This is a genomic window from Desulfococcus multivorans (assembly GCF_001854245.1).
GTDB lineage: Bacteria > Desulfobacterota > Desulfobacteria > Desulfobacterales > Desulfococcaceae > Desulfococcus > Desulfococcus multivorans.
Genome location: NZ_CP015381.1, coordinates 2,553,993 through 2,566,009 on the forward strand (window position 1 = coordinate 2,553,993; position 12,017 = coordinate 2,566,009).

Consider the following 12,017-nt stretch of genomic DNA (forward strand, 5'->3'; position numbering starts at 1 on the left):
GGTGTCACCCCAACCGCTTCGCCAACATTTCCTTGAGCAGTTTGGGATTGGCCTTCCCCTGTGAGGTTTTCATGGCCTGACCCATGAGAAAACCGAGGACCTTGGGGTTGCCGTTGCGAAAGTCCTGCACATCGGCGGGATGGTCCGCCAGGACGCGTTGGACGAGGGCCTCCAGATCGGTGGTGTCGGAGATCTGGCGAAAGCCGCCTTTCTCTACAATCTCCTCCAACGGGGCATCGCTGTCCAGAAGCCGGATCAGCACCTCCCGGGCGGCCTGGGTGTTGATCACCTCCCTTTCCACCAGGTTCAGGAGTTCGGCAAACCGTGCAGCGGTGAGCCGCGTCTCGCCGACGCTCCGGTTGCGCTCTTTCAGGGCAGAGAAGAGTTGACCGGCGATCCAGCCCGCCACCTTGCGCGGCGGCAGCGCGTGGGCGACAACAGCCTCGAAAAATTCGGACAGATCGCGTTCGGCGCTCACGGCGGCGGCCTCCTCGGCGGTCAGTGCGTAGGCGTCCATAAATCGCGCCGCTTTGTGGGCCGGCATCTCCGGCAGCCGCTGTCGGACGGCCTCAAGCCAGGCGTCGTCGATCACGATACGGGCCACCGACGGATCCGGCACGCAGGGACCTTCGAACTTGGCCCGCATGGGCGTGGTGACCTTTTTTTCGGGATCCCACAGACGGGTGTGCATCACGATCGGTTCGCCTTTTTCGAGGCACTCGGTCTGGCGGGTGATTTCGTAGGCAATGGCATCACCCACGTTTCGGATGGCGTTCATGTTCTTGATCTCTACCTTGGTGTTCAGGGCTTTGCTGCCCAACGGCCGCAATGAGACATTGGCATCCACCCGCAGGGTGCCCTGCTCCAGGCTGCATTCAGCGCTGCCCGTATAGCGCAGTTGGTCCCGCAGGGCTTTGATGTATTCCATGGCGTCGTGAGGGTCGCGCATGTCCGGCTCGCTCACGATTTCGATCAGGGGGGTCCCGGCGCGATTGAAGTCCACCAGGCTGATGGGTGTTCGGCCTTCGGTCTCGTGCAGCAGTTTGGCCACATCCTCCTCCAGATGAACGTGGTGGATACGCAGCCGTTTCACCTGACCGTCCGCAGCCACGATGTCCACCCAGCCGTTGCGGGCCAGAGGTTTGTGGTGCTGGGATAACTGATATCCCTTGGGCAGATCGGGGTAGTAATACACCTTTTGATCGAAAGCGCTTTCCGGCTGAATGACGCAGTTCAGGGCCAGACAGGCCAGCACGCCTTTTTCCAGGGCCTCCCGGCTCAGCTGCGGGAAGACCCCCGGCAGCCAGAGACAGACCGGACAGATATTGCGATTGGGTTCGTCGCCCGGCCGGTTGGGACAGTCACAGAACAACTTTGTGGCGGCGTTGAGCTGCACATGAATCTCAAGACCGATGACCGCTTCGTATTTCATGTCAGCATCCCTCCCCTGCTATTGATGACATCTGCCGGCCGATGGAGAGCAGCCGGGCATCGTCCAGCCGTCGACCGATGAGCTGCAGTCCCAAATCCGTGCCCGCGGCCAAGGTCGGATCCGGCACCTGCAACACCGGATGACCCGTGAGGTTGGCCGGGAGGGCCAGCCCAAAGGCGTCATAGGTTTCCTCGATGGTCGTCGCCCGCCCGGGATCATGGGCCGGCCGTCTAGTGGGCAGCACCAGCATGTCCACCTGTGCGAGCAGATCGGTCACGGCCCGCATCAGGCGTCCGCGGATCCGGCAGGCGTTTTCAAAGGCGGAATAGTTTTCAAACTGAAAATAGGCGCCCTGGAAGAGAAAGGGCTTGATCAGGGGCCCGAAGCTTTCGGCCCGGGTGTTCAAGTACATCTCGTTCCAGTTTTTGCCGGAGGCGCTGCGGTGACCGTACCGGACCCCGTCGTATTTACCGGCGCTGGAAGAGGCCTCGACCGCGGCGATCACTTGGTGGGCATCCCGAAAAAGGCCGGACGGGGCGAGGTTCACCTGCCGGGTGGCGATACCCATGGCGTCAAGCCGTGCAAGACTGGATTCAAAGGCGCTGCGCTCAGCCGCATTCAGGCCCTCCAACCACTCGGCGACGATCCCGGCCGTCGGTTGCGCCGTGATCGGCGGCAGATCAGCGCTGAAACCGGCGGCGCAGTCATCGGGCATGGACGGATCGTCGGGGTCCGAACCGGCCATGACGGCCAGGGCCCGGCCGATCCGGGCCGGATCGGCGGCCACCAGGCCGATGCACTCCATGGAGGGCACCAGGCCCATCAGGCCGCAGCGGGAAATCAGGCCATAACTGGGCTTGAATCCGAACAGACCGGCGCCGGACGCTGCAACCCGGGCTTCGCCCATGGTGTCGGTGATCAGCGCCAGTTCGGCACGGCCGTCGGCGATGATTTGGATGATGGTGTCGTCGGCCAGGCCGAAACCCAGCTCGGCCATATGCGAACTGCCGATCAGCACGGCACCGGACCGGGTCAGTCGGGCCACGGTCGTGGCGTCCGCAAGCGCAGTATATCCCGCAAGGGCATGTGAACCGGCATTGCAGGGCCATCCATTGACCGAAAGGTTCGGCTGAACCGCCACCCGCATGCCCGAAAGCGGACCGTCTGCGCCGGGTTGCTCCGGCAGTGAATTACGGTAAGTGAAAAGATCCGGCATGAGTGACCTCTCAATCCAGTACTGCGGCTGTTTTGAAGTAGCCGCCTTTTTCTGCGGGTGCATTCTTGAAAAGTTCTCCGCTTGCCGCCAGGGGGTGGATGCGGGGGGTTCTGCCTTCTCGGGTACGATTGGAGACGGCTGCGACGGAGAATAGCGGGGGCTCGTCCGAAGGGGCATTCCGGTTGATCCGTTCAGCGCAGGCCTGGGCCTGGGCCACGGCCTCGCCCATCGACGACCGCTCCGGGTCGGTGATTCCGATGCGCGATACCCAGGAGAGGCTGTCGATCAGATCCTTACCCTCGCCTGCACCCGGCAGCGGCAGGCCGCCGCCCATGTCGAGCAGACCCAGCTCTTGCAGCTGGAGGGGCGCCGCCGGCGAAGGAGCCTGGGTCAGCGGGCAATAGGCGCTGCGGTTTTTGGGAAAGGCGATCACCTCGCGGATGGAAGCGGCGCCCAGGATCATGGCCACGACCCGGTCGATGCCCAGGGCGATGCCGCCATGGGGCGGTGCGCCGAATGACAGGGCCTTGAGGAAGAATCCGAACTTTTCCGCCGCCTCCCCGGCATCCAGACCCAGGGCCTGAAAAACGCGCTGCTGCAACTTACTGTCGTTGATGCGGATGCTGCCGCCCCCCAGCTCCTCGCCGTTCATCACCAGGTCGTAGGCACGGGAGCGAAGTGCAAGCAGATCCTCGATGTTTCGCGGATCGAAATCCACGCGGTCCGGCATGGTGAAGGGATGGTGAATGGCCGTAACGCCGTCTTCCGCAGCTTCGAACAGGGGAAAGTCGGTGACCCAGAGCGGGGCGTACACATCTTTGGGAATCAGCGCCAACCGATGGGCCAAGTGCACCCGCAATTGCCCGAGGGCGGAGCAGACCAGAGACCAGGAGGGATCGGCGATCATCAGGATGACGTCCCCCGGTTGGGCCGCGAAGCGATCGAGGATTCCCCGGCGTTCATCATCGCTGAAGAACTGCACGATGTTGGACTCCAGCCCTTCGGCCATCACCCGCATCCAGGTCATGCCCTTTGCGCCGAATCCCGGAACGATCTCCCTGGCGTATTCATTCTGCAGTACGTTTTTGCTCAATCGATCGGACGCGCCTTTGACGTTGATGCCTTTGATGCATCCGCCCCGATCGAGGATCTGCCGGAAGATGCCGTAGCGGGTATGGGTGAAAAGGTCTGTGGCATCCTCGAAGGTCATGCCGAAACGCAGATCGGGCCGGTCCGAACCGGTTCGGTTCATGGCGTCCAGCCAGGTCATACGCGGGAAGGGACGCGGCAGATCGATGCCGCCGACGGAGAACATGCGAACGGTCAGTTCCTCGAAAAGATCGAAGATGTATTCCTCGTCGATGAAGGAGGCCTCGAGGTCCAGTTGGGTGAATTCCGGCTGCCGGTTAGGCCGCAGATCCTCGTCCCGGAAGCAGCGCACGATCTGGAAATAGCGCTCCATGCCGCCCACCATGAGCATCTGCTTGAACAGCTGGGGCGACTGGGGCAAGGCGTAAAAGCTTTTGGGAAACTGTCGGCTGGGCACTAAATAGTCCCGGGCGCCCTCGGGCGTACTTTTGGTAAGCATCGGGGTTTCGACCTCGATGAATCCCTGCTGATCCAGAAAATCCCGGATGGTCTTGACGATGCGGTGCCGCCGGATCAGGTGATCCTGCATGGTGGGACGGCGCAGATCGAGATAGCGGTACTGCAGTCTCAGATCCTCTCCCACCGTCTCGTCCCGCCTGACCACGCCGCCCGCCAACATCGATTTTTCCGATATCTGAAACGGGAGCGTCGCACAGCTGCCAAGGATGGCCAGGTCTTCAGCCACCACCTCGATATCGCCGGTGGCGATGCCCGGGTTTTCGGTCCCCCCGGTCCGTTGGATGACCCGGCCGGTGACACGGACGCAGAACTCGCTCCTGAGCACCGAAGCCCTGTCGCAAACCGCCTGTGGCGTGCCTTCGGGGGTGAATACGACCTGTACGATACCGCTGCGGTCACGCAAGTGAATGAAGAGCACTTCTCCGTGGTCCCGCAGGGCGTCCACCCAGCCGGCAAGGGTGACGGATTCGCCGGCATGGGACAGGCTCAGTTGACCGCAGTAGGATCGACCGATGGTTGGCATGGCTTCCACCTTTCATTCATATAGGTTTCATTCGCCGCAGGAGCCAAAACGACATCATGGCGAAGGCATGGCATAAAAGCGAATCAATTAGCATAACACCCGGCATTAATCAAGGCAGAGGTGCAAAGCTTTTTTCGCTTGCGGTGCTTCGGATTTTAAAGGTAATCGTTGTCACCCGAAATACGCTTTTTTGACGGCGTAATGAGGTTGTGGTGAACATATGATACCCTGAACATCGACAAAAACGATATCGGACATCCAGAGGAACATACTTCATGAGCACCCAAAAGTTCTATGCGGTTGCAAAGGGCCGGAAACCCGGCATCTATACCCGATGGTTCGGGGAAGCGGGGGCCCAGGCCCAGGTCAGCGGCTTCCCGGGGGCCGTATACAAGGGATTCCTGACCCGGGAGGAGGCTGAAGCCTTTTTGAAAAATCCGCCAAATCGTTGGAAACGCAAGTCTTCCGGCGGCAACATCTCCGCAGCGAAGGCCTCCCGAGATGCCGGGGAGCGGCTGCCCGATGCGGACCGCGTCATCATCTATACGGACGGCGGGGCCCTGGGAAACCCGGGTCCGGGAGGTTATGGAGTGGTTGTCGTCGAAGACGGTGCGACCCGGGAATTTTCCGGCGGATTTCGGCTCACCACCAACAACCGCATGGAACTGACCGCCTGCATTGTCGGCCTGCGCACTCTTGAAAAGCCGTCTGCCGTTACCCTTTACAGCGATTCAAAATACGTTGTGGACGGCATCACCAAAGGCTGGGCCAGACGATGGCGGTCCAACGGCTGGATGCGGACCAGGACCGACAGGGCCGTCAACCCCGATCTCTGGGCAAAGCTGCTCGATCTCTGCGAGAAGCACGACGTCGAATTCCGGTGGGTCAAGGGGCATGCGGGGAATGCCGGCAACGAACGGTGCGATCAACTGGTCCGGGTGCAGTCCGCCAGGCCCGACCTCCCGCCGGACACGGTCTATGAAGCGTCCAGACATCTCTGAGGGCCGGGCGGCTCCTCTCTCCGGACGTCAATCGGAGGGTCGGTTTCTCAGGATGAGCCCCTGGGGATCGCAGACTTCCCGAAGAATCCTGAGTTCGGTCGCCGTGGGCGGCGAAGCTTCGCAGGACCGGGAGACATCGACGGCAAAGCCCGTGCTGTCCTGGATCTCCCGGGGAGCGATTCCGGGATAATACCGGTCGAGATAGAGCCTCCGGGTCTCCGGATCGATTCGCATCACCGCCTTGTTGGTGATGACGACCCCAATACCCCCGGGACGCAGGCCGGCCTTCTCCCGTGACCTGCCGCCGTCGAGTCCTCCCGGACTCGTCAGATAGTCGATCCGCTCGACGAACTTGCGTTTTTCATGCTGCATAAAAGCGATACACCGGGGGACGAAGGAGGCTACGTCGCATCCGCCGCCGCTGCCGGAGAAGCGAATCACCGGTCGGTCGTACGGACCGATACAGGTGGTGTTGAGGTTCCCGAACGGGTCGATCTGTGCCGCCCCTAAGATCGCGATGATCCGATCACCGGTGAACCGGTTCTGCATGAAGGCAAAGGCGTCCAGCAGGTTCCCATGGGCGGCCGCGCCATACATGATCCGCGGATCGGATACCGCCAGCGGCAGCTCTGCGATGCGGGCGTCAACAGCCCCGGTCTCAAAAAAGATGACGCTGTTCGGGGCGTTGATCTTCTTGGCGGCGACAGCGGCCAGCATTGAGATACCGGTCCCGCAGAACACGATGTCTCCGTCCCCGATCTCCCGCGCGGCCATGATCGTCATCATCTCCCGAGGGGTGTAGCACAGCTTCTCCATGGGTTCATCCCCTTTTCATGTTCACGGCATAACCAGTCTCTGGATCGGCTTTCAACGCCTCTAACCTCGGCCGCCCAACCGCTTCCAGAAACGCCTCGTGGGAGTCGACCCCGAAAATGTACCGTTCCTGGTAGGCCGCGAACCGCTCCTCGTCCCCTGCGGCCTCGGCATAGGCCTTCAGGTATTCGGCGTCGTAGTCGTAACGGCGGTAGACCGCGGTGGGATACCCGCCCCAGGGAACATGGCAGACGGCGCTGACGTGGGGAAAGGCAAGCTGGTTTCGCTCCGGATGAGCCCGAAGGGCCTCGGTTGTCGTCAGCGTCTCGCAGGTGACGATGACATGGCGGGAGGCCTTGGCCTGTTCGATATCCCCGAAAGGCAGCCCGTCAATGCGACATGTCCCCATGGCATCCGCGGTCTGGACGTGGAGCAGGGTCACATCGGGATTGACGGCCGGCACCAGCAGCACCCGGGAGGCCTCCCCCCAGGCGCCGAAGGGGTTGTCCATCACGATCAGCTTGTCGTCCGGAAGGCGGGGATCATCTCTCCGCATCGCCTTCGAGAACCCCCACCGGGCGGCGATGTCCGATCCCAGACCGGAGAGGGTCGGCAGAAAAGGAACCCCCATGGCTCCTGCCAGGAATCGGAGACTCATCATATAATTGGAGTAATCCTCAACCACGATGCGCCCCGCCTCCACCGCCTTCCGAAATCGAATGCAGGTGGGCGTCGCCACGCCGTTACCGCCATAGGCGATCTCGAGTCTCGCAACACAGCCCCCGCCGATCAGTTCGTCCAGTCCGGTGCCGTTGGAGTGGGCATAGAGATGCAGGTTCCGGACCCGTTGCCGGACGATCTCCCGGATCGCCGCCATGGGGTTTCGATTCAGGGTAAATCCGCCAATGGCCAGGTGGGTGCCGTCCCGGACATATCGACGGACGGCATCCGTAAGCGGCACCACCTTATGATGCTGCGGTTGCCTCTGTGTCATGGTTCGATATCATTCCCCCGATCCGCTGCCGGATGCATCGGCAGCACCGGAAGCGGGTTCGTGAGGCGGTATCACCTCTATGTAGTCAACCCGCTGGTATCCCCTGGGCAGGAGCTTTCCGCGGCGGCCTCTCTCCCCCATGAAAACCGACAGGCTCTCCCAGGTAAACCTGACCGCCTGTTTCCCGGAATGAACCTTTATTGTCGCCCCTTGGGGCACGATCTCGATGATGTTAACCAGTTCCCGTCGCTCCCGGGCGGCTTTCGGGGGGATCTGAATGATCTTGTTTCCCTTCCCCTTGGACAACTCCGGCAGATTCCGGACGGGAAAGAGAAGCATCCGGCCTTCGGTGGTGACGATCGCCAGACAATCGGTTTCAGGATTCCGGACCTCCCGGGGCGGCAGGGGTCTCGCGTTCCGGGGAAGGGTCAGCATGGCCTTGCCCTTGGTGTTCTTGGTGGCCATGTTGTGGGCGTCGGTCACAAAACCGTATCCGCAGTCGCTGGCCAGCAAAAGCTTGCGGCCGGGTTCACCCATAACGACGGCGACAAAGCGCTCCCCGCTCGCCAGGGACAGCCGGCCTGTCAAAGGCTCCCCCTGACTTCTGGCCGACGGCAGCGTGCCCGACAGCAGGGCGTAGCTCCGTCCGGCGGTGTCGAGAAAGACGGCCGGCTGATGGGTGTTGCCCCGGGCCACGCTCAAAAGCGTGTCGCCGGCCTTGTAGGAGAGCTGTGCCGGATCGATGTTGTGTCCTTTTGCCGCTCGAACCCACCCGTTTACGGAAAGCACCACGGTAATCGGCTCGGGCGGTGCCAGATCCGTCTCCTTGATGGCATGGGCTTCCCTCCGTGCCACGATTCGGGTCCTCCGGGGATCGCCGTAGGTTTCCGCATCGGCGGCAAGTTCCTTCTTGATCAAGGTTTTCATGCGTCGATCCGAACCCAGAATCCGCTCGATCCGATCCCGCTCCTTCTCGAGGCCCGCCTTTTCCTCACGGATTTTAATCTCCTCCAGCCGCGCCAGTTGACGCAGGCGGATCTGAAGGATGGCTTCGGCTTGTAAAGGGCTGAGGTCGAAACCTGACATCAGGGCCGTCTTGGGCTCGTCGCTGTCCCTTATGATCCGGATCACCGCATCGAGGTTGAGATAGGCAGCGAGGAGCCCGTCCAGAATATGAAGGCGTTCGGTGATTTTGTCAAACCGGAACCGCAGCCGTCGCGTCACCGTGTCCCGACGGAACTCGAGCCATTGGCGCAGGAGGTCGACGAGGCCGAAGGCCTGGGGTTTTCGGTTCAGGCCGATGGCCGTCATGTTCACCTTGACGCTTTTCTCGAGGTCGGTGGTGGCGAAAAGATGGCTCATGAGGGCCTCCTTGTCCACGCGGGCAGACCGGGGCAGTATCATGATGCGCGTCGGCTCCTCCTGGTCCGAAAGATCCCGGATATCCGAGACCATGGGAAGCTTTTTGGCGATCATCTGCGCGGCGATCTGCTCGATGACCTTCTCGGGGGAAACCTGATAGGGCAGGGCTGTGACGACAATGTCGCCGTTGTCGAGCTCATAGGTGGCCCGCATCCGGATCATGCCCTGACCGTTCCGGTAGATCTCCGTCAACTCCGCCGCCGGCGTGATGATCTCCGCCCCCGTCGGGAAGTCCGGCCCCGGGACGATCCCGCAGATATCCTCCAGCGACGCGTTGGGATTGTCGATGAGGTGGATGCAGGCTGCAACGATCTCCCGCAGGTTGTGGGGCGGGATGTCCGTGGCCATGCCGACGGCGATCCCTGCTGCGCCGTTCAGAATGATATTGGGCAGCCTCGCCGGCAGCATCCGCGGCTCTTCAAGGGTTCCGTCGAAGTTGGGCACCCAGTCGACGGTGCCCATGGAGAGTTCCGAGAGGAACACATCGGCATAGGCCGAGAGACGGGCCTCGGTATACCGCATGGCGGCGAATTCCTTTGGAGAGGCGATGGAACCCCAGTTCCCCTGTCCGTCGATGAAGGGATACCGATAGGAAAAATTCTGGGCCATGAGCACCATGGCCTCGTAACAGGCCGAATCGCCGTGGGGGTGGTATTTACCGAGGACATCCCCCACCGTTCGAGCGGATTTCTTGGGCTTTGCGGTGGCCTTGAGGCCCAGTTCGCTCATGGCGTAGACGATGCGGCGCTGGACCGGTTTGAGACCGTCTCCCACAAAGGGCAGTGCCCGGTCCATGATCACGTACATGGCGTAGTTGAGATAGGCGGGCCGGACAAAATTTCCGAGGGAAAGCTGCTCGGCGCCTTCATCGACGATGGATGCGGTGTCGCTCATTAGACTTCACTCCGTGGCGGTGTGTCGAATGGGTTTCAGAGGATTTCGGATTCGGCCAGGTCGCCCTCGGCCTCGAGCCAGTGCCTGCGGTCCTTGGAGCGCTTTTTGGCCAGAAGCATGTCCATGGTTTCAAATATTCCGGCCTCATCATCCAGGGTGAGTTGGACAAGACGCCGGGAATCCGGAAACATGGTGGTCTCCCTGAGCTGACCGGGGTTCATTTCCCCCAGACCCTTGAACCGCTGGACACCGATCCGCCCCTTTTTGGGGCTCTTTTCGAGCCGCTTCAGGATGGCGTCCTTTTCGTTTTCATCCAGCGCATAATAAACGCTCTTGCCCTGGTCGATCCGATAAAGCGGGGGCATGGCGACGAAGATACGCCCCGCCGCGACGAGCGGCTTGAAATGTTTGAGAAACAGCGCGCAGAGGAGGGTGGCGATGTGAAGCCCGTCGGAATCGGCGTCGGCCAGGATGATAATCCTTCCGTACCGGAGTTCGGAAAGGCTCGACGCTCCGGGATCGACCCCGGTGGCCACGGCGATATCGTGAATCTCGTTGGATTTCAGGATCTGGTCGGTGTCGACCTCCCAGGTGTTCAGAATCTTTCCGCGGAGCGGCAGCACCGCCTGGGTTTGCTTGTCCCGCGCCTGTTTCGCCGAACCGCCTGCCGAGTCCCCCTCCACGAGGAAAAGCTCGGCCTCGGACGGATCCTGGGAGATGCAGTCGGCAAGTTTTCCCGGCAGGGTCGGCCCCGACCCTGCTTTTCTGCGCACGACCTTTCTGGCGGCCTTGAGACGTTTTCGGGCATTTTCGATGGCCATCTCGGCCAACCGTTCCCCTGCATCGGTATTGAGGTTGAGCCAGAGGGCGAAGGCGTCCCGGACGATGTTCGACACAAAAGCGGCACACTCCCGGGATGAGAGCCGCTCCTTGGTCTGGCCCGAGAACTGGGGATCGTTCATTTTCACCGAGAGCACGTAGGCACAGCGGTCCCACAAATCTTCCGGGCTCAATTTGATGCCGCGGGGCATCAGGTTCCTGAAATCGCAAAATTCCCGCAGAGCCGCCAGGAGGCCGCTCCGGAAGCCGTTGACGTGGGTGCCGCCCACCGGTGTCGGGATCAGGTTGACGTAGCTCTCGGCAACCATCGGCGCCTGTTCCGGGAGCCAGACCGCAGCCCAGGCCACCGCCTCCCCTTCTCCCTCATGGCTGCCCATGAACGGATCCTCGGGGATGCGCTCGTGATCGGCCATGGCTTCCAGGAGATAGTCCTTGAGGCCGTCTTCGAAATACCATTTTTCCGTCTCCCCCGAAGCCTTGTCGGTGAAGATCACCGTGAGCCGGGGACAGAGAACGGCCTTGGCCCGAAGGGCATGACGAAGCTTTCGCACGGAAAAGCCCGGCGTATCGAAATAGCGCGGATCCGGCCAGAACCGCACCGTCGATCCGGTGTTGCGGATCCCCACCGTTCCGATTGGGGTCAGCTCCGACGTTTTGCGGCCGTTGGCAAAGGCGATGGCATACCTGTTTCCGCCGCGTCGGATCTCCACCTCGAGGCGTGTGGAAAGCGCGTTGACCACCGACACCCCAACCCCGTGCAGCCCTCCTGAGAACCGGTAGTTTTTGTTCCCGAACTTGGCCCCGGCATGAAGCTTCGTCATGATGACCTCGACCCCGGTCATCCCCTCTTCGGGGTGAAGGTCGACCGGCATGCCACGGCCGTCGTCGGCCACCTCCAGAGAACCGTCCTCGTAAAGCACCACTCTGATCTGACGGGCAAAGCCGGCAACGGCCTCGTCCACGGCGTTGTCAATGACCTCCTGGGCGAGATGGTTCGGCCGGCTCGTATCCGTATACATTCCCGGCCGCCGGCGGACCGGATCGAGCCCCCGCAAAACCTCGAGGGACGCGGCATCGTAATCCCCGCCGGAATTACCGTCAAAAAGATCCCTGCCTTTGATAATCAACCTCCGTTCACATCAAGCAGAGCAGCGCCCAACCAACAGGCGCCGTCGTTGTAAATAGACTGAAGACTGAAGACTGAAGACTGAAGACTGAAGACTGAAGGGGTGTAACCGTGGCGAACGGAGCATTTGTGCCCCTTCAGCCTTCAG

General features: G+C 61.6%; 8 protein-coding genes. 1 reads left to right on the forward strand and 7 read right to left on the reverse strand.

Annotated features, from left to right (window positions below; all coding sequences use genetic code 11):
* Positions 1–4: 4 nt before the first annotated feature.
* Genes gatB through aspS form a run of 3 tightly spaced genes read right to left on the reverse strand, consistent with a single transcriptional unit; the run spans position 5 to position 4,779 of the window.
* The gene (gatB, locus tag dmul_RS11185) at positions 5–1,432 is read right to left on the reverse strand and encodes an Asp-tRNA(Asn)/Glu-tRNA(Gln) amidotransferase subunit GatB (RefSeq protein WP_020875096.1); all 1,428 of its coding nucleotides are present in this window, start codon (positions 1,430–1,432) and stop codon (positions 5–7) included.
* 1 nt (position 1,433) lies between these two features.
* The gene (locus dmul_RS11190) at positions 1,434–2,648 is read right to left on the reverse strand and encodes an amidase family protein (RefSeq protein WP_020875097.1); all 1,215 of its coding nucleotides are present in this window, start codon (positions 2,646–2,648) and stop codon (positions 1,434–1,436) included.
* 10 nt (positions 2,649–2,658) lie between these two features.
* The gene (gene aspS, locus dmul_RS11195; RefSeq protein WP_020875098.1) at positions 2,659–4,779 is read right to left on the reverse strand and encodes an aspartate--tRNA ligase; all 2,121 of its coding nucleotides are present in this window, start codon (positions 4,777–4,779) and stop codon (positions 2,659–2,661) included.
* A 275-nt stretch (positions 4,780–5,054) separates the two neighbouring features.
* On the opposite strand from aspS, the gene rnhA reads away from it, so the two are divergent.
* Positions 5,055–5,780, forward strand: coding sequence for a ribonuclease HI (gene rnhA, locus dmul_RS11200; protein ID WP_020875099.1), 726 nt, complete (start codon positions 5,055–5,057; stop codon positions 5,778–5,780).
* 27 nt (positions 5,781–5,807) lie between these two features.
* On the opposite strand, the gene dmul_RS11205 is transcribed toward rnhA, so the two are convergent.
* The 4 genes from dmul_RS11205 to parE are packed head-to-tail and all read right to left on the reverse strand — an operon-like array spanning position 5,808 to position 11,870.
* A complete protein-coding gene (locus dmul_RS11205; RefSeq protein ID WP_020875100.1) occupies positions 5,808–6,596 on the reverse strand; it encodes a CoA-transferase subunit beta in 789 nt (262 codons plus the stop codon).
* 4 nt (positions 6,597–6,600) lie between these two features.
* Positions 6,601–7,587, reverse strand: a complete 987-nt coding sequence (locus tag dmul_RS11210) for a CoA transferase subunit A (protein WP_020875101.1) — start codon at positions 7,585–7,587, stop codon at positions 6,601–6,603.
* 9 nt (positions 7,588–7,596) lie between these two features.
* Positions 7,597–9,903: a DNA topoisomerase IV subunit A gene (gene parC, locus dmul_RS11215; RefSeq protein WP_020875102.1), complete on the reverse strand. Its 2,307-nt coding sequence runs from the start codon at positions 9,901–9,903 to the stop codon at positions 7,597–7,599.
* A gap of 35 nt (positions 9,904–9,938) precedes the next feature.
* Positions 9,939–11,870: a DNA topoisomerase IV subunit B gene (gene parE / locus dmul_RS11220; RefSeq protein WP_269466181.1), complete on the reverse strand. Its 1,932-nt coding sequence runs from the start codon at positions 11,868–11,870 to the stop codon at positions 9,939–9,941.
* Between the last annotated feature and the right edge of the window lie 147 nt (positions 11,871–12,017).